This is a genomic window from Streptomyces griseocarneus (assembly GCF_014655595.1).
Classification (GTDB): Bacteria; Actinomycetota; Actinomycetes; order Streptomycetales; family Streptomycetaceae; genus Streptomyces; species Streptomyces griseocarneus.
On record NZ_BNBL01000004.1, the window covers coordinates 313,009 to 330,541 of the forward strand.

At 72.5% G+C, this 17,533-nt stretch carries 18 protein-coding genes; 6 read left to right on the forward strand and 12 right to left on the reverse strand.

Annotation, left to right across the window (positions count from 1 at the left end; all coding sequences use genetic code 11):
* The first annotated feature begins 52 nt into the window (after positions 1 to 52).
* Genes IE295_RS12905 through IE295_RS12920 form a run of 4 tightly spaced genes read left to right on the forward strand, consistent with a single transcriptional unit; the run spans position 53 to position 3,720 of the window.
* Entirely contained in the window at positions 53 to 1,108 is a 1,056-nt protein-coding gene (locus IE295_RS12905) for an ABC transporter ATP-binding protein (RefSeq protein WP_190063943.1), read from the forward strand.
* On the forward strand, positions 1,098 to 2,021 hold the full coding sequence (locus IE295_RS12910) for an ABC transporter permease (RefSeq protein ID WP_190063735.1): 924 nt from the start codon (positions 1,098 to 1,100) through the stop codon (positions 2,019 to 2,021). Before IE295_RS12905 ends, IE295_RS12910 begins: the two co-directional genes overlap by 11 nt.
* Before the next feature lie 49 nt (positions 2,022 to 2,070).
* Complete coding sequence (locus IE295_RS12915; RefSeq protein ID WP_190063736.1) at positions 2,071 to 2,982, forward strand: ABC transporter ATP-binding protein; 912 nt, start codon at positions 2,071 to 2,073, stop codon at positions 2,980 to 2,982.
* An 18-nt stretch (positions 2,983 to 3,000) separates the two neighbouring features.
* A complete protein-coding gene (locus IE295_RS12920) occupies positions 3,001 to 3,720 on the forward strand; it encodes an ABC transporter permease subunit (RefSeq protein ID WP_190063737.1) in 720 nt (239 codons plus the stop codon).
* Between the two features lie 62 nt (positions 3,721 to 3,782).
* Here IE295_RS12920 and IE295_RS12925 read toward each other — a convergent pair whose 3' ends face one another.
* Both IE295_RS12925 and IE295_RS12930 read right to left on the reverse strand, forming a co-directional pair.
* Positions 3,783 to 5,069 carry a CynX/NimT family MFS transporter gene (locus IE295_RS12925; RefSeq protein WP_190063738.1) on the reverse strand — a complete coding sequence of 429 codons (1,287 nt, stop codon included), beginning with the start codon at positions 5,067 to 5,069 and terminating at the stop codon, positions 3,783 to 3,785.
* Between the two features lie 47 nt (positions 5,070 to 5,116).
* Positions 5,117 to 5,827, reverse strand: a complete 711-nt coding sequence (locus IE295_RS12930; protein WP_190063739.1) for a FadR/GntR family transcriptional regulator — start codon at positions 5,825 to 5,827, stop codon at positions 5,117 to 5,119.
* A gap of 79 nt (positions 5,828 to 5,906) precedes the next feature.
* Here IE295_RS12930 and IE295_RS12935 point away from each other — a divergent pair, with 79 nt between their 5' ends.
* The gene (locus IE295_RS12935) at positions 5,907 to 6,698 is read left to right on the forward strand and encodes a rhomboid-like protein (protein WP_372478802.1); all 792 of its coding nucleotides are present in this window, start codon (positions 5,907 to 5,909) and stop codon (positions 6,696 to 6,698) included.
* On the opposite strand, the gene IE295_RS12940 is transcribed toward IE295_RS12935, so the two are convergent.
* From IE295_RS12940 to IE295_RS12980, 9 genes are all read right to left on the reverse strand, one after another.
* The gene (locus IE295_RS12940) at positions 6,640 to 7,455 is read right to left on the reverse strand and encodes an HAD family hydrolase (protein WP_190063740.1); all 816 of its coding nucleotides are present in this window, start codon (positions 7,453 to 7,455) and stop codon (positions 6,640 to 6,642) included. The two genes, IE295_RS12935 and IE295_RS12940, sit on opposite strands and share 59 nt — an antisense overlap.
* The gene (serS, locus tag IE295_RS12945; protein WP_190063741.1) at positions 7,452 to 8,729 is read right to left on the reverse strand and encodes a serine--tRNA ligase; all 1,278 of its coding nucleotides are present in this window, start codon (positions 8,727 to 8,729) and stop codon (positions 7,452 to 7,454) included. The genes IE295_RS12940 and serS overlap by 4 nt, the downstream gene beginning before the upstream one ends.
* A gap of 658 nt (positions 8,730 to 9,387) precedes the next feature.
* Positions 9,388 to 10,338, reverse strand: a complete 951-nt coding sequence (gene pheA, locus IE295_RS12950) for a prephenate dehydratase (protein ID WP_224322993.1) — start codon at positions 10,336 to 10,338, stop codon at positions 9,388 to 9,390.
* Positions 10,339 to 10,419: 81 nt separating this feature from the next.
* On the reverse strand, positions 10,420 to 11,718 hold the full coding sequence (gene efeB, locus IE295_RS12955) for an iron uptake transporter deferrochelatase/peroxidase subunit (protein ID WP_190063743.1): 1,299 nt from the start codon (positions 11,716 to 11,718) through the stop codon (positions 10,420 to 10,422).
* Entirely contained in the window at positions 11,718 to 13,589 is a 1,872-nt protein-coding gene (locus IE295_RS12960; protein ID WP_190063744.1) for a copper resistance CopC/CopD family protein, read from the reverse strand. The genes efeB and IE295_RS12960 overlap by 1 nt, the downstream gene beginning before the upstream one ends.
* Before the next feature lie 7 nt (positions 13,590 to 13,596).
* Positions 13,597 to 14,073 carry a copper chaperone PCu(A)C gene (locus IE295_RS12965; RefSeq protein WP_190063745.1) on the reverse strand — a complete coding sequence of 159 codons (477 nt, stop codon included), beginning with the start codon at positions 14,071 to 14,073 and terminating at the stop codon, positions 13,597 to 13,599.
* Complete coding sequence (locus IE295_RS12970; protein ID WP_190063746.1) at positions 14,073 to 14,726, reverse strand: SCO family protein; 654 nt, start codon at positions 14,724 to 14,726, stop codon at positions 14,073 to 14,075. The genes IE295_RS12965 and IE295_RS12970 overlap by 1 nt, the downstream gene beginning before the upstream one ends.
* A 157-nt stretch (positions 14,727 to 14,883) precedes the next feature.
* Positions 14,884 to 15,624 (reverse strand): YcnI family copper-binding membrane protein, encoded by a 741-nt coding sequence (locus IE295_RS12975; protein ID WP_190063747.1) that lies wholly within the window; start codon positions 15,622 to 15,624, stop codon positions 14,884 to 14,886.
* A 104-nt stretch (positions 15,625 to 15,728) separates the two neighbouring features.
* Positions 15,729 to 16,508 (reverse strand): hypothetical protein, encoded by a 780-nt coding sequence (locus tag IE295_RS12980; protein WP_190063748.1) that lies wholly within the window; start codon positions 16,506 to 16,508, stop codon positions 15,729 to 15,731.
* Positions 16,509 to 16,723: 215 nt separating this feature from the next.
* Between IE295_RS12980 and IE295_RS12985 the strand changes: the two genes are divergently transcribed.
* On the forward strand, positions 16,724 to 17,203 hold the full coding sequence (locus tag IE295_RS12985; RefSeq protein ID WP_190063749.1) for an ATP-binding protein: 480 nt from the start codon (positions 16,724 to 16,726) through the stop codon (positions 17,201 to 17,203).
* Between the two features lie 48 nt (positions 17,204 to 17,251).
* On the opposite strand, the gene IE295_RS12990 is transcribed toward IE295_RS12985, so the two are convergent.
* Entirely contained in the window at positions 17,252 to 17,503 is a 252-nt protein-coding gene (locus tag IE295_RS12990; protein WP_190063750.1) for an SCO4226 family nickel-binding protein, read from the reverse strand.
* Positions 17,504 to 17,533: the final 30 nt, after the last annotated feature.

Sequence of the window (17,533 nt, forward strand, 5' to 3'; positions counted from 1 at the left end):
GTCTGGTCTGACGCCCGGTGTGACCCGCGCCACTACCGTCGAGGGTGTGACTGTGATCGCTACCGAAAGCCTCAGCAAGCGGTACCCCCGGGTGACCGCTCTCGACCGGCTCTCCGTCGACATCACCCCGGGTGTCACCGGTCTGGTGGGTGCCAACGGAGCCGGCAAGTCAACGCTGATCAAGATCCTCCTCGGCCTCTCCCCGGCCACCGAGGGCAGCGCCCGCGTCCTCGGCCTCGACGTCGCCACCCAGGGCGCGGAGATCCGCGAACGCGTCGGCTACATGCCCGAGCACGACTGCCTGCCGCCCGACGTGTCGGCCACCGAGTTCGTCGTCCACATGGCGCGGATGTCCGGCCTGCCGCCGGCCGCCGCCCGCGAGCGCACGGCGGACACGCTGCGCCACGTCGGCCTGTACGAGGAGCGCTACCGCCCCATGGGCGGGTACTCCACGGGCATGAAGCAGCGGGTCAAGCTGGCGCAGGCGCTCGTCCACGACCCCCACCTGGTGCTGCTCGACGAGCCCACCAACGGCCTCGACCCCGTCGGACGGGACGAGATGCTCGCCCTGATCCGGCGCGTCCACACCGACTTCGGCATCTCTGTCCTGGTCACCTCGCACCTGCTGGGCGAGCTGGAGCGCACCTGCGACCACGTCGTGGTCATCGACGGCGGCAGGCTGCTGCGCTCCTCCTCCACCGAGGAGTTCACCCAGGCGACGGGCTCGCTCGCCGTGGAGGTCACCGACACCGACGCCTGCCCCGACGGCACGTCCGCGCTGCTCGCGGCCCTGGCCGCGGCCGGCCTCGAGACCCGCCCCGCCGGCCGGGCCGCCGACGGCTCGCCCGCCTCCGGCCGGGTCCTGCTCGTCGACGTCGCGGGCGAGAGCACGTACGACATCGTCCGCGACGCCGTCGCGGACCTCGGCCTCGGCCTGGTCCGCATGGAACAGCGCCGCCACCGCATCGCCGAGGTCTTCCGCGACGACGACGGCGAGCACCCGGCGGCCACCGGACAGGCCCCCGCGCCGGCCTGGGGCGCCGACTGGCGCAAGGCGTCCGGCACCGACCGCGAGCAGCAGAACGGAGGCACCGTCGATGCCGCCTGAGACCAGGACCACGGCGGCGTCCGGCCGGCAGCAGGGCGCCGCCCCGGACGTCATCCACAACATCGGCTACCGCACGTACGACGGCCCCCGCCTGGGCCGCGGCTACGCCCGCCGCTCGCTCTACGCCCAGAGCCTGCGCGGCGCCTACGGACTGGGCCGCTCGGCGAAGTCCAAGGTCATGCCGATGATCCTCTTCGGCGTCATGTGCCTGCCGGCCGCGATCGTCGTGGCGGTCGCCGTGAGCACCAAGATGAACAAGCTGCCCATGGAGTACACCCGTTACGCCATCTGGCTGCAGCTCGTCATCGGCCTCTACCTCGCCGCCCAGGCGCCGCAGTCGGTCTCCCGGGACCTGCGGTTCAGGACCGTGCCGCTGTACTTCTCCCGCCCCATCGAACGCGTCGACTACGTGGTCGCCAAGTTCGCGGCGATGGCCTCGGCGCTGTTCGTGCTCACCGCGACGCCCCTGCTGATCCTCTACGTCGGCGCCCTGCTCGCCAAGATGGACTTCGCCGTCCAGACGAAGGGCTTCGCGTACGGACTGGCATCCGTGACCCTGCTCTCGCTCTTCTACGCGGGCATCGGCCTGGTGGTCGCCGCGCTCACCCCCCGCCGCGGCTTCGGCGTCGCCGCCGTCATCGCCGTGCTGACCATCCCCTACGGCGCGGTCAGCACCATTCAGAACATCGCGCTCGCCAGTGACAACATCCGGGCCGTCGAATGGCTGGGGCTCTTCTCGCCGATCACCCTGATCGACGGCGTGCAGACGGCGTTCCTCTCCGCCACCTCCGCCTTCCCCGACGGCCACGGCCCCGGGACCGGCGCGGGGACGGTCTACCTCCTCGTCGTGCTCGCCCTGATCGCCGGCTCGTACGGCCTGCTGATGCGCCGCTACCGAAAGGCCGGCCTGTGAGCGCCCACCCGTCGCCCGACCACCACCCCTCAAGGAATGGGCTGCGCCCATGAGTACTATCCGCATCGACAACGTCTCGCGCTGGTTCGGCAACGTGGTCGCCGTCAACGACGTCTCCATGACCGTCGGCCCCGGCGTCACCGGCCTCCTCGGCCCCAACGGCGCCGGCAAGTCCACACTCATCAACATGATGGGTGGTTTCCTCGCCCCCTCCGCCGGAACGGTCACCCTCGACGGCGAGACGATATGGCGCAACGAAGGCATCTACCGCCACATCGGCATCGTCCCCGAGCGGGAGGCGATGTACGACTTCCTCACCGGCAGGGACTTCGTCCGGGCCAACGCCGAGCTGCACGGCCTGGGCGACCGCGAGGCCCAGCGGGCGCTGGCCACGGTCGAGATGGAGTACGCGCAGGACCGCAGGATCGACACGTACAGCAAGGGCATGCGGCAGCGCGTGAAGATGGCCTCCGCCCTCGTCCACGAGCCGTCCGTGCTCCTGCTGGACGAGCCCTTCAACGGCATGGACCCGCGCCAGCGCATGCAGCTGATGGACCTGCTGCGGACCATGGGCGCCGAGGGCCGCACCGTGCTGTTCTCCTCCCACATCCTGGAGGAGGTCGAGCAACTGGCCGCCCACATCGAGGTCGTCGTCGCCGGACGGCACGCCGCGTCGGGCGACTTCCGCAAGATCCGCCGCCTGATGACGGACCGGCCGCACCGCTACGTCGTACGGTCCGGCGACGACCGGGCCCTGGCCGCCGCGCTCATCGCCGACCCGTCGACGTCGGGCATCGAAGTGGACGTGCGGGAAGGCGTCCTGCGGGTCGAGGCCGCCGACTTCGGCCGCTTCACCGAACTCCTGCCGCGCGTCGCCCGCGCGCACGGCATCCGGCTCCTGACGGTCTCGCCCTCCGACGAGTCCCTGGAATCGGTCTTCTCCTACCTCGTCACGGCCTGAAGGGAGCGGTAACAGCCCATGTACCACCCGACTGTCGCCCGGCTCACCTACCGGGGCCTCCTCGGCCGCCGCCGCGCGCTGATCCTCTTCGCGCTCCCCGCCCTGCTGCTCGCCATCTCGGTCGCCGTCCGCCTGCTGACGGGCGCCGACGACCAGACGGCGGCCAACGTCCTCGGCGGCTTCGCGCTCGCCACGATGGTGCCGCTGATCGGCGTCATCGCCGGCACGGGCGCGATCGGCCCGGAGATCGACGACGGGTCCGTCGTCTACCTCCTGTCCAAGCCCGTCAAGCGGACGAGCATCATCCTGACCAAGCTCACCGTCGCGGCAGGGGTCTCCGTCGCCTTCTCGGCGGTCCCCACCCTCATCGCGGGCTTCCTGCTCAACGGCAACAGCCGGCAGATCGCGGTGGCCTACGCCGTCGCGGCCGCCGTCGCCTCCGTCGCCTACAGCGCGATCTTCCTGCTGCTGGGCACGGTCACCCGGCACGCCGTCGTCGCGAGCCTCGTCTACGCCCTGGTGTGGGAGTCGCTCTTCGGCAGCCTCATCCCCGGCGCCCGGACGCTCAGCGTGCAGCAGTGGGCGCTGTCCCTGGCCCAGCGGATCGCCGGCGAGGGCGCCGTCGACGCGGAGGTCGGCCTGCCGCTGGCGCTGACGCTGCTGGTGGCCGTGACGGTGGCCGCCACGGCCTTCGCCGCCCACAAGCTCCGCTCCCTGACGCTCGGGGGGGAGGAGTAGCCGAGGGCCTGACGGGGCACCGGGCCCAAACCTCAGATCTTGAAGCCTCAGATCCTGATGCCTCAGATCTTGCGATCGCGCCCGGCGCCCAGCCCCAGGAACAGCAGCGCCGCGCAGGCGATGAGCAGCAGGGCGATGGGCAGCGTCCAGTCGCCGGTCGCCTGGTGCACCGCACCGATCGCGAACGGCCCGACGGACGCCAGCAGATAGCCCCACGTCTGCGCCATGCCCGACAGCCGGGACGCGGTGTGGGCGTCGCGGGTGCGCAGCACCATCAGCGTCAGGGCGAGGCCGAGCAGACCGCCCTGGGCCACGCCCATCAGCGTCGCCCACACCCACGCGCCCGCCACGGGCGCGGTCAGCAGGCCCGTGACGCCCGCCGCCATGAGGACGACGACGGCCACGGCGAGCGGCCGCTGGTCGCGCGTGCGCCCGGCGATCAGGGGCACGAAGAACGAGCCGGCCATCTGCACCAGGGTGTAGAACGCGTAGACGATGCCGGCCTGGCTCCTGCTCATGCCGTGGTCGGTGAAGACCGTCGGCATCCAGGCGATGCACACGTAGGCGATGAGCGACTGGGTGCCCATCATCAGCGTCACCTGCCAGGCCAGGGGCGAGCGCGTGAGCGCCACGGGCGCCGCGGGGCTCCGGTGCGCCGGCGCGGCCGGTGCGCCGGGCGCGGTGCCGCGCCGGGCCAGGAGTGCCTGGGGGAGCCAGACGAGCGCCGCCACGGCCGCGAGCAGCGCCCAGGAGGCGAGGGAGCCGCGCCAGCCGCCGAGGGCCTCCTCCAGCGGTACGGACGAGGCGGCCGCGCCCGTGGCGCCGAGGATGAGCGTGGTGGAGTACAGCGCCGTCATGCTCGCGGCCCGGTCCGGGAAGTCCCGCTTGACCAGGCCGGGCATCAGGACGTTGAGCAGGGCTATCGCGGTGCCGACGAGCGCGCAGCCGACGAAGAGGGCGACGACCGGAGGGGCGACGCGCAGCAGGATGCCGCCGGCCAGCAGGACGAGGGCGCCGCACAGCACGGCCTCGGTGCCCCAGCGCCGGGCCAGCCGGGGGGCGACGATCGAGCCCAGGCCCATGAAGATCAGCGGGATGGTGGTCACCAGGCTGCTCGTGGCGGCGGCCAGGTGGAAGTGGTCGCCGATCTCGCCCATGAGCGGCGAGACCCCGGCGAGGGCGGCCCGCATGTTGAGCGAGGCGAGGACGATGCCGAGCATCACCAGGGCCGGGTGGGCGCGCGCGACGCGCGGGGCGGCGGCGGGCGCCGGGGCGGGCGCGGGGGTCTCCTGTGCGCCCATCGTGTCGATCACTGGTGTGGACGGTGTGGACGGCCTCGATTCGGACATGCGGGTGCTCTCCAAAGGGTGGTGCGAAGGGTGCGGAGCGGGCCGGGTCAGCTCTCGGTGAGCAGCGACTCGACGGCCTGCTTGGGGCGCTCCAGCAGCGTCCGGGCGGCGCGGGCGGCCGCTTCCGGGTCTCCGGAGGCGATGGCGTCCATGACGGCGTGGTGGTCGCCGTGGACGGTGGGCGGCATCTCCCGGTCGCCGAGCCCGGCGAGCAGGGCCTCGCGCACGGCGTCGCTGAACCAGGCGTAGGTGGCGGTCAGCGCGGGGTTGTGGGCGGCCTCCACGACGGCCCGGTGGAACTCGACGTCGTGGTCGGCGTAGAGCTCGAGGCTGCCGGAGTCGGGCTGGCCCTCGGCGTCCTCGAACGCCGCCTGGGCGTCCAGCGCCGCCCGCATCCGGTCGAGGTCGGCGCTCTCGTGCCGGAGCGCGGCGAGCCTGGCGGCCTCCGCCTCCAGCGCGATGCGCAGCTCGAGCACGTCGCGCACCCGGGCCCGGCGCAGGCCGCGCATGATCTCGGAGGGGTCGGCGGTGGAGACCACGAAGGTGCCCTCGCCCTGCCTGGAACGCAGCATTCCGGCGTGGACGAGCACGCGGACGGCCTCGCGGACCGTGTTGCGGCCGACCTGCAGCTGTTCGGCGAGGGCGTGCTCGGTGGGGATGCGCTCACCGACCTGCCACTCGCCGGCGCCGACCTGCGCGCGCAGCTGTTCGACGACGGTGTCCACCAGGGACTGCCGTCCCGCCGCACGTAGAGCCATGGCCGAAACCCCTCACTTCATCCGGTTGCCCAGTCATCCTACAACTGCGCGCCCGCGTTCCCCGGGCTACCGTCTAAGGGTGAACCTCGAAGGGCTGCCGGACCGGCTGTGGTCGCTGTGGTCCTCGGTCCGCGCCTGGGTGCGTTCCTCTCCCGGCACGCACATCTACCTGCTGATCATCGGCATCACCAGCCTCGTCATCGCCGCCGCCAGCGAGGGGCTGGAGGCCTTCCTCCTCCACCGCACCAGCAGCAACATCCACGAGCTCGACAAGCACCCGCTGCAGTCGCTGCTCATCAGCGGCTTCTGGATGGCGAACCCGTCCTCGTTCCTGCTCTACGCCGTGCTCTTCGAGGTCTTCCACGCCAACGTCGAACGCTGGGTCGGCACGGTGCGCTGGCTGTGCACGGTCGCCGTCGCGCACATCGCGGCCACGCTCGTCAGCCAGGAGATCCTGCTGCTGGCGATAGAGAGCCATTCGGCGCCGCGCTCGATGAAGCACGTCGTCGACATAGGCGTCTCGTACGGGCTCGCCGGGTCCGTGGGCCTCCTCACCTACCGGGTGCCCCGCCCGTGGCGCTGGCTCTACCTGACGGGAGCCGTGCTCTTCTTCGCCGTACCGCTGACGACCGGCGGTACGTTCACCGACGCCGGCCACGCGATCGCGCTCGCCCTGGGGCTGGCGCTGTGGCCGCTCACGCGCGGCCGGCCGACCTGGCGCTGGGACCTCGGCCCCGCCGCCGTCTCACCCGCCGCCCGCGCACCGGCGGAGAACCCGGCCCAGAACTCGGCGGGGGAATCGACGGAGAACCTCACCCGAACAGTCGCTCGAGAACCACGGCGATCCCGTCGTCCTCGTGCGAGGCGGTGACCTCGTCGGCCACGGCCTTCAGCTCCGGGTGCGCGTTGGCCATGGCCACGCCGTGCGCCGCCCAGCCGAACATCGGGACGTCGTTGGGCATGTCGCCGAAGGCGATCGTGTCCGCGGCCTTGACGCCCAGCCGGCGGGCCGCCAGCGAGAGCCCCGTGGCCTTGCTCAGCCCCAGCGGCAGCAGCTCGACGATCCCGGCGCCCGCCATCGTCACGCCCACCAGGCCGCCCGCGACCGTGCGCGCGACCTCCGCCAGGGCGTCGTCGCCGAGGTCGGGGTGCTGGAGGTAGAGCTTGTTCAGCGGGGCCGACCACAGCTCGGAGACGTCCGTGATGGGCAGGGCCGGGAGCGGCCCCTCCTGGACGCGGTAGCCGGGGCCGACCAGGACGTCGCCGTCCATGCCGTCGCGGCTGGCGGCGAGGTACAGGGGGCCGACCTCGGCCTCGATCTTGGCGACGGCCAGGGCGGCGAGCTGCCGGTCCAGCGTCACCGACGTCAGCAGCCGGTGCTCGCCGGCGTGGTAGACCTGCGCACCCTGCCCGCAGACCGCGAGGCCGCGGTAGTCCAGGGCCTCGAGGATGTGCCGGGTCCAGGCGACCGCCCGGCCGGTGACGACGATGTGCGCGGCGCCCGCCGCCGTCGCCAGCCCGAGCGCGGCACGGGTGCGCTCCGAGACGGTCTCGTCGGAGCGCAGCAGCGTGCCGTCGAGGTCGGTGGCGATCAGGCGGTACGGCGGCGGGAGCGGCGTCGGCGTCACTTGGCGACGGGCTCCAGGAACTCGCGGCCGCCGAGGTAGGGGCGCAGCGCCTCGGGCACCCGCACGGAGCCGTCGGCCTGCTGGTGGTTCTCCAGCAGCGCCACGATCGTGCGCGGGATCGCGCACAGCGTGCCGTTGAGGGTGGCCAGCGGGCGGACGTTCTTGCCGTCGCGCATCCGGATGGACAGGCGGCGGGACTGGAACTCGTTGCAGTTGGACGTGGAGGTCAGCTCGCGGTACTTGCCCTGGGTGGGGATCCACGCCTCGCAGTCGAACTTGCGCGAGGCGGAGGAGCCGAGGTCACCCGTGGCCACGTCGATCACCTGGTAGGGCAGCTCGAGGGCGGTGAGCCACTCCTTCTCCCACTGCAGCAGGCGGGCGTGCTCGGCCTCGGCGTCCTCCGGCGCGATGTACGAGAACATCTCGACCTTGTCGAACTGGTGGACGCGGAAGATGCCCCGGGTGTCCTTGCCGTACGTGCCGGCCTCGCGGCGGAAGCACGGCGAGAAGCCCGCGTAGCGCAGCGGCAGCTGGTCCGCGTCGATGATCTCGTCCATGTGGTACGCGGCGAGGGGGACCTCGGACGTGCCGACCAGGTAGAAGTCGTCCTTCTCCAGGTGGTAGACGTCCTGCGCGGCCTGGCCGAGGAAGCCGGTGCCCTCCATGGCGCGCGGCTTGACCAGCGCGGGGGTGAGGATCGGCGTGAAGCCGGCCTCGGTGGCCCGGGCGATGGCGGCGTTGACGAGGGCGAGCTCCAGCAGCGCGCCGACACCCGTCAGGTAGTAGAAGCGCGAGCCGGAGACCTTGGCGCCGCGCTCGACGTCGATGGCGCCGAGGGCCTGGCCGAGCTCGAGGTGGTCCTTGGGCTCGAAGCCCTCGGCCGCGAAGTCGCGGGGGGTGCCGACGGTCTCGAGGACGACGAAGTCGTCCTCGCCGCCGCGCGGCACGTCCGGGTGGACGATGTTGCCGATCTGCAGCAGCAGGCGCTGCGCCTCGGCCGCGGCCTCGTCCTGCTCGGCGTCGGCGGCCTTGACGGCGGCGGACAGCTCGCCGGCGCGCTTGAGCAGCTCGGCCTTCTCGTCGCCGGAGGCCTTGGGGATCAGTTTGCCGAGCGACTTCTGCTCGGAACGGAGTTCGTCGAAGCGGACGCTGGAGGACCTGCGCCGCTCGTCGGCGGAGAGCAGAGCGTCGACGACGTCGACGTCCTCTCCACGGGCACGCTGGGACGCGCGCACACGGTCGGGGTCCTCACGAAGCAGGCGAAGGTCAATCACCCCCCCAGGCTACCGTTGCAGGCTGCGATTGTTCGAGGTGATATTCCCATTCATGGCGATCTGTCCGGTTTTGGGGGCGAGGAAAAACTCTTGAACAAAGGGCGAGGGTGATCGTGAAAATTCCGGAAAAGGCCTACAGGCGACCGGTATTCACACCCTCGTCGCGCGGCGCGGGCGCGGCGTGCCCTCTTGGGGCGCGCGGCAGTTGGCCCACAGGCCGGGACCGCGGCCCGGAATGCTCGTTGTCCACAGGAACAATGCCTTCCGCTTCTTTGTCCACAGGGTGTGCGCCAAAACTGTGGATGTCGGAATGCAGGATTCCGACTGCTCTGTCATTCGTCAGAGTTTCTTGGGGCAAACCTCGCGTGGCCGCTCTTTAGGGTGGTATTCACTCCCTCTAACGGGTTGTTCGAGGCTTTTCGGTGGACGAGGCGCCCGTGGGTAACCGGCCGGGGCCTGTGGATGGTCGGATGGATAGCTAGAGAGATTTGTCGACGTTGACCGTTTCGCCCCTCGCGTCCGCGTCTGGATGTGTCGACTTATCCCCAGCTCGAGAGCGACCTGTGGATAACTTTGTGGGTAACCCACAGAGGGCTCGCACGAACAGGGCACTCATGCGGGACGGAGGCCTCGTACGGGCCCCGCCCAGGGCCTTTTCTCAGGCCCGGCCGTCCTGGCAGCGCGCCAGCCAGTCCGCCGCCGCCACGAAATCGCCGTCCGACGTCCCGGGCCTGACCGTCCCCAGGGCACCCGACCGGTCGTCCGGGTCAACACCCGCACGCGGGTACGAGCCCAGGAAGCGCACCTTCGGGCAGGTCCGTTTGAGCCCCATCAGGGCCTCGCCCACCCGGCGGTCGGTGATGTGGCCCTCACAGTCCACCGAGAAGCAGTAACGGCCCATTCCCTCGCCCGTCGGCCGCGACTCGATGCGCATCAGGTTCACCCCGCGCGCCGCGAACTCCTGCAGCAACTCCAGCAGCGCACCCGGGTGATCGTCCCCGAGCCACACCACCAGCGACGTGCGGTCCGCGCCCGTGCGCGCCGCCGGCCGCGCCGGACGGCCGGCCAGGACGAAGCGGGTCTGCGCGTTCTGCGCGTCGTGGATGTCCGTCACCAGCGGCTCGAGCCCGTACGTGGCCGCCGCGAACTCCCCGGCGAACGCGGCGTCGTAGCGGCCCTCGCGCACCAGGCGCGCACCGTCCGCGTTCGACGCCGACGACTCCCACACCGCGTCCGGCAGGTGCGCCGCCAGCCAGTTGCGCACCTGCGGCTGGGCGACCGGGTGCCCGGTCACCGTCTTGACGTCCTCCAGGCGCGTACCGGGCCGCACCAGCAGCGCGAAGGCGATCGGCAGCAGCACCTCGCGGTAGATCATCAGCGGCTCGCCGGTGGCGAGTTCGTCCAGGGTCGCGGTGACGCCGCCCTCGACGGAGTTCTCGATCGGCACGAGCGCGGCGGCGGCCTCGCCCGCGCGGACCGCGTCCAGCGCGGCGGGCACCGACACCATGGGGACGAGCTCGCGGGTGGCGGCCTCGGGCAGGGTGCGCAGGGCGGCCTCGGTGAAGGTGCCCTCGGGGCCGAGGTAGGTGTAGCGGGTTGCCGACCTCACGCGCTGTCCCTCCGAACCGATCATCTGCTGGAGCAGTCACGATACCGGTGGGCGGCGTGAGGCCGTTTCCCCCGAAGGGGTTCACCCCTCGAGCAACCGCTGCCCCACGTACTCCCCCCGCTCGCACCCGCCGGGCACCGCGTACAGGCCGCTGGACTCGTGGCGGAGGAAGCGCGAGAGGCCGTCCCCCCGGTCCAGCTTCCGCTGCACCGGCGTGAAGCCCTTCATCGGGTCCGCCTGCCAGGCGACGAACAGCAGGCCCGCGTCCGGGGCGCCGTCGTCGCGGAAGCCGTCGTGGTAGTTGAAGGCGCGGCGCAGCATCGCCGCCCCCCGGTTGGTCGCCGGGGAGGCCACCCGGATGTGCGCGTCGCCCGCGATGGCCAGCGCGCCGTCGGGGCCCACCTTGTTGAGGTCCGCGCGGGTGGTCTCCGTGCCCCCGGACAGGGGCGAGCCGTCGGACTTCCGGCGGCCGATCACCTTCTCCTGGCGGTCCAGCGAGAGGTTGTCCCAGCTGTCGAGCAGCATCCGGATGCGCCGGACGACGGCGTACGAGCCGCCCGCCATCCACGCGTCGGCGCCGGCGCGGTCCTCCGGCACGAAGATGCGGGTCTTGAAGTTGCCGTCGGACTGCTTGGGGTTGTTCGTGCCGTCGATCTGGCCCATGAGGTTGCGGCCGGTCATCGGCTGCTCGGTGGCGCCCGGCGTGCGGTTGAAGCCGTTCATCTGCCAGCGCATCCGGGCCGTGCCCGTCGCCAGCTTCTGCAGCAGCCGCAGGGCGTGGAAGGCGACCAGCGTGTCGTCGGCGCCGATCTGCACCCACAGGTCGCCCTCGCTGCGCTTGGGATCGAGGGCGTCGGCGGTGAAGGCGGGCAGCGGCGCGAGCGCGTCGGGCCGCTTGGCCACCAGGCCGGTCCGGTCGAAGAACGTGCGACCGAAGCCGAAGGTGATCGTCAGGGACGACGGTCCCGCGTCCAGGGCGACGCCCAGTTCGTCGCCCTGGGGCGTGCGGCCGTCCATCATGTCCGCCGTCGCGTCCGACCAGCGGCGCATCAGGGCCGCCGCGGCCTTGCGGTCCGCCGTGGGCATGAGGTCGAAGGCGGCCAGGTGGGCGTGCGCCTGCGCGGGCTGGAGGATGCCGGACTGGTGGGGGCCGTGGAAGGGCACGGCCGCCGATCCGACGGAGGACAGCGGATCGGGGCCTTCGCGCACGGCCTCGGCGCCGGCCGCGCCGGCCGCCCCGCCGGCGACGAGCGCGGCGGCGCCGGCCGCGCCGGCGGTGCCCAGCAGCCGTCTGCGGGAGACGTGGGTCGGGCCGGCCGCCCGGTTCCTGGAGGCGTCGCCGGGCTTCGGTTCGGACGTGGTGTCAGTCTTGTCAGCCATCAATTGATCTTCACGTTCTCGATCTCGGTGACCTGGTCGATGTCCGAGGTCCGTACGGTCAGGGACAGCTGCCAGCTGTCGGCCATGGGCAGCCGGAAGTCGGTGGCCTGCCAATGACCGGCGGACTGACGCTTGAGATCGGCCCGCAGCGGACCGATGCGTTTTTCAGTCGCGGTCATTGACAGTGTCAGCTCAGGAACGTCCACAGGGCGGCCCGAGGCGTCCAGGAGAGTGACGTCGACGGTGTTGGCCCCCGTACGGGCCGGGTCGACGGTGACGCGGGCGGTGCCGCGCCCGTTCGTCCCGCCGGTGTCGTAGGCGATGCTCACCTCGGCGGGTCCGGCGGCCGGTGAGGCCGGGGCCCCGGACCGCCGCTGCTCCGCCTCGGCGCGGCCGGGCTGGGTGCCGGTGAGCAGGGTGGTGACGGCCAGGACGGCCACGGCGACGGCCGCCTCGGCGAGGACCGAGCGCCGCAGGCCGCTGCGGCCCGCGTCGGCGTCGCGCTGCCGCCGCCCGGCGGCCTTCGCCAACGCCGCCCGCTGCCGGGCGAGCTGGGCGGCGCGCACGGGATCGCCCGCGCCGGCCCGGCCGGCCGGAACCCCGGCGGTCTTCTTCGCGGCCTTCGTCGCCGCGACGTCCGCGAGCCGGCCGGTCCACCGCCGCGAGAGGAAGGCGACGGCCAGCAGGACGGCGACCAGGCCCGCCTTCACCAGCAGCCAGCGCCCGTACTCCGTGCCCATCAGCGAGCTCCACGAGAAGCCGGCCTGCCGCCAGGTCTGGTAGAGCCCGGTGGCCGCCAGCACGCACACCGACACGAACGCCATCCGCGAGAAGCGCTCCACCGCCGCCCGCCGGACCATGTCGCCGGACCACAGCGTGGCCAGCAGGGCCGCGAGTCCGCCCAGCCAGACCGCGGCGGCCAGCAGGTGGGCGATGTCCACCGGCATCGCCAGCCACGGCTGGATGCCGGCGGAGGCGTGCTCGGCCAGGGCCCAGGTCGCCGCCAGCCCGGCCGCGACGAGCGCGCCGCCGGCGCCCAGCCCCCAGTCGGCGCCGCGCCGCCGCTCCGGCTCCGCCCTGCCGTCCTCGCGGGTGCGGTTGCCGAACAGCACCGCCAGGAACACCGCCGCCGCGCTCAGCAGCAGCAGGCGGGACAGCAGCGCCGCCCCGGGCTTGCTGGACAGCGCGTCGCCCAGCAGCGACAGGTCCGGCACGGACCCCATGCCCTTGCCGCCGGCGTACGCGCCCCGCAGCAGCAACAGCACGGTCGTCGAGACGAACAGCGTGACCCAGCCGCCCACCGCGACCCGTTGCACGGTCCGCGACGAGCGGCACACGCCCGCGAAGACGGCGCCGCCGACGAGCAGCACGAAGCCCCCGTACGCGGCGAACCGGCCGATGCCGTAGAAGGCGTCGACGGCCGGGTCGATGCCTCCGGCGGCCGACCCCGCCGTCACCGTCGTCTCCGAGGGCGCCCCGATGGAGAACGTGAAGGCCCCGGCCACCGGATGGCTGTCCGCCGAGACCGCCTGCCACGCCACGGTGTACGTGCCGTCGGCGATCCCCGCGCGCAGCGCGACGGCGGCCGTCTCCGACCTGCCGCCCACGTGCTCCGGCGTTCCCTGGTCGACGCGTTCGCCCTTGGGGTCCAGGACCCGCACGGAGTCGGCGCCGAGCAGCACCCCTTCGGAGAAGGTGAGCCTGACCTGCCGGGGCGCGCTCGCCACCACCGAGCCGCTCGCGGGGTCGGTGGAGGTGAGCGCGGCGTGCGCCGACGCGGTGCCCGCGCCGGAGGTGACGGTCCACAGCAGCGCGGCGAGCAGGGTGCCGAGGAACGACACCGTTCGCCGCGCGGCGGCCGGGGTCCTCATCACGATGTCAGTCCTTCGGACGGAAGGTCATGTCTTCGACCGGCACCTGGATCCTGATCGGCGCCGAGGTGGCGAAGTGCAGGGTGAACTCGGCCTTCTCGCCCTTCTTGGGCTTGTGGTCGAGCTTGCCCAGCATCAGGTGGGTGCCGCCGCGGGTGAGCGACAGCTTCCCCTTGGCGGGCACCTCCAGCTTCGCCGCGTGCTTCATCTGCGAGCCCTCGGTGGCGTGCAGGGTGACGTCGCGGGAGAGCGGGCTGGTGACCTTGGTGAGCTGGTCGGCCTTGCCGCCGTCGTTGGTGACGGTGAGGTACGCGGCGGCCATGTCGGCCATCGCGGGCTCGGGCAGGTAGGCGCCGCTGACGGACAGTTCGGGCTTGTCGGAGGCCAGGGCGTTCTTCTCCGACTGGCAGCCGGTGACCAGCAGCAGGCCCCCGGCGAGCAGCAGCGGCAGGACGGCGGCGGTGGCGGCGGTGGACTTGCGCATCACGGGTTCTCCCCCTTGACGATCTTCGGGAGATCCTTGGCGTACTGCTCGGACGTGGTGGAGGCGGTGTAGATCCAGTGGCCGCCGTCGTCCTTCGGCGAGAAGCCGACGACCTCGGCGCCGTGGCTGACGGTCACCGAGCCGTCCTTCTCCTTCTTGGGCGGCTCGACGAGGATGCCCAGCGGCTTGGCCGCCGCCTGGATGGTGGCGAAGTCGCCGGTCAGGCCGACGATGTCCTGGCCGCCCTGCGCGTCGAGCCACTCGCGCATCCGCTTGGGGGTGTCGCGCTCGGGGTCGGTGGTCACGAAGACGACCCGCAGGTTGTCCCGGTCCTCCTTGGACAGCTTCTTCTCGGCGGCGGCGATGTCGGAGACGACCGTCGAGCAGACGTCGGGGCAGTAGGTGTAGCCGAAGTAGAGCAGGACCGGGTGGCCCTTGGTCTCCTTGACCAGCTCGTACTTCTTCTCCGACGTGTCGGTCAGGACCAGGTCGGGCTTGGCCTTGGGCGCGTCGAGGACGATCGCGCCGGCCTTCCTGGGCTCGGCGGAGACGTCGGCGGCGGGCTTGTCGCCCGCATCGCCGGAGCCGTCGCAGGCGGTCAGGGTGAGCACGGCGGCTATGGCGATCGCCGCGCCCGCGAACGTGGTGCGCATGGAGTGCTTCTCCAGGGGTGGTCGGTGCCGCCCGGCCCGGCGGCGCGTACGAACGCGCCGCCGCCGGACCGGACGTGGCCGTGCGGTGGAGTGGGTGCCGAAGAGGTCAGCGTGATGCCGTCGGCGTCAGCGGGACGTGAACGGCGTCGGCGGGACGTCAGTCGGAGGCGCGACGGCGGCCGGCGAGCACGCCGAAGACGAGGCCGCCCACGCCCACGACGATGCCGGCGACGCCCAGGACGCGGGCGGTGTTGTCGGAGCCACCCTCGGAGTCGTCCGCCTTCTCGGAGGTGGCGGACGCCGCCTCGGCCTTGGCGCCCTTGTCGTCCTTGGCGTCCTTCCCGCCCGGCTTCGTGGCCTTCTCGACGAGCTTGAGGACCGGAGCCGGGTGCTCGGCCTCGTGGCCGCCGGGCTTGGACGGGTCGATCCAGCGGACGACGTCGTCGTCGGAGTACGTCTGCAGGGCCTTGAAGACCAGCTCGTCGGCGTCGGTCGGCAGCTGGCCGACGGACAGCGGGAACTGCTGGAACTGACCCGGCTCGATCTTGCCGCCGGTCCAGGTGACCTTGCTGACGGCCTCCTCGATCGTCTTGCCGTGCATCTGCAGCGGCTTGTCGAGCTTGGTCTTCTCGACCTTGACCTCCCAGCCCGGCACCGCCTGCGGCATCACCGAGGCCAGCGGGTGCTTGGGGTCGAGGCTGAGCTCGAGCTTCACCGTCGAGGCGTCGTCCTTCTCGTTGGGCACCTTGATGTTGATGGTGCTGTAGCCGCCCTTCTCGGCGGTGCCGGGCTGCACGCTGACGTGCGCGGAGGCCGGGCCGGCGAGCAGCAGCACGCCACCGGCGGCGAGGGCGGCGACGAGGGACGTACGGGCGGTGCGGATACGCGATGCGTTCATGGGGACAACACTCCACGGCAGGAAGGAACGAGAGGGGGGTGGCGCGCGTGCGGCGTCGCCGCGACCGCCCTCCCGCCCCGTACGGGCAGTGGTGCGTCGCGTCGTCAGGCCGCGAGGACGCAGCGCGGCGGGCCCCGCCTGATCACGGAATGCCGCAGGGCCGGCGCCCGCAGCGGGCGCTCGTCGTCCGCGCCCGCGCGGCGCCGGGGCACGGCGGGCGACTCGGGCGCCCGCAGGCCCACGAGCACCAGGGCGGCGCCCAGCGCCCGTACGAGCGTGGCCTCCACGACGTCGCGCGCGGACCGCGCCGACAGCCGCACCAGCCGCCACAGCGCGGCCTCGCCGCGGCGCAGCAGCCAGCCGAGGGCGAGCGCGGCGAGCAGGTGGCCGAGCACCATCGGCAGCGACGGCAGCAGGGCGTGCGGGAACGGGGCCGAAGCGCCGCCGGGCGCGGGCGCGGCCGGCCCCATGGGGTGGACGGCCGGGTCCAGTCCGGCGTCGGTGATGACCCGTCGTGCCTCGGTGGCCGACATCGGGCGCTGGTCGCAGATCAGCTGCCCCGCGAAGTGGACCAGGTGGCCCTCGGAGGGGACGGCCCGGCCGGAGGTCCCGGCGCCGCGCTGCCCGAGCCCGAAGAGCGTGTGCAGCGCGAGCTGTCCCACGGCCAGGAAGGCCGCGATGCCCGGCAGCGAGCGCTCCCGTCCGGCCAGCGGCAGGACCGCCGCGAGGACGAGCGCGAAGCCCGCGCCCAGCGTCCACACCGGAACGCTCGCGCAGGACGCCAGTACGTGCCCGCCCGCGGACAGCAGAACACAGACCGCGGTGAACACCGTGGCCCGGATCAGTCGCAGATCGGCGCCGGCGCGCGCGACGGGGTCAGACATGGCTGCGCCATCATCCCATCGCGCTTACCGGATCCCTACGGCAGGGGCTTGATCGCCGGGGCCCGCGCGGACGGGTCCGTCACCCCGCTCCCATACACGCCCTCACCCACACGGCGCGTCGGCCGAATGAGCGGTCTCACAGGCCCGGCAGGCTTACCGCATGCCTCACCCGGCTATACGTATCGGTATGTCGAGCCGCAGCCAGGAGGCTGAGCATGAGCATTTGGTGGTCACTCCACTTGCGGCGCGAGGCCGCGAGCGTTCCGCTCGCCAGGCGGCTCCTGATCGGTGCCATGGAGACGGCCGGGGTCGACCCGGAGACGTCCTACGACCTCGCGGTCGCCCTCAGCGAAGCGTGCGCCAACGCCGTCGAGCACGGCGGTGACGCCTCGACCGGTTATCGCGTCACCGCCCTCATCGACGGGGACACCTGTCGCATCGAGGTCACCGATTCCGGGCCCGGATTCACCGGACGCTCGCGACCGGGCCGCAGGCCGGCCCGTCCGACGCGCGAAAGGACCCCGGCCTCGGTTCACGACGAACACGGCCGGGGTCTCTTTCTGATCGCCTCGCTCACCGACCACGTGCGCGTCCGCAACCGTCCGGGCCGGCAGGGCGCGGTGGTGAGCTTCGACAAGATCCTCAAATGGCGCGACGGCGCACCGCCGGCGGCGGCCCTGCTCAAGGCGTCCTGAGCGTCCTGACCCGCCGGCCGCGCCCCGCGCGCCGCGCCCCGCCGGCGGTCAGGAGACCGTCAGGGGCACCGGATGGATCTCGTCGGCCGGGTGGCCGGCCCGGGTGTGGACGCGCTGGACGGCTTCCTTGGAGGGGCCCTCGGACAGGCAGTAGACGGTGCCGGACGACGGGTCCGCCCAGGCCCGCTCGAAGTGGACGCCCTCCTCGCGCTCGACGGCCAGGTCCGCCCGGTGCGCCTCCTGGAGCTGCTTCTCGGTGACGCCCCGCATGTCGTGATGGACGTCCATGAACTTGGTCATGACCGGGAACCTCCCTCGATGCGAATGCCC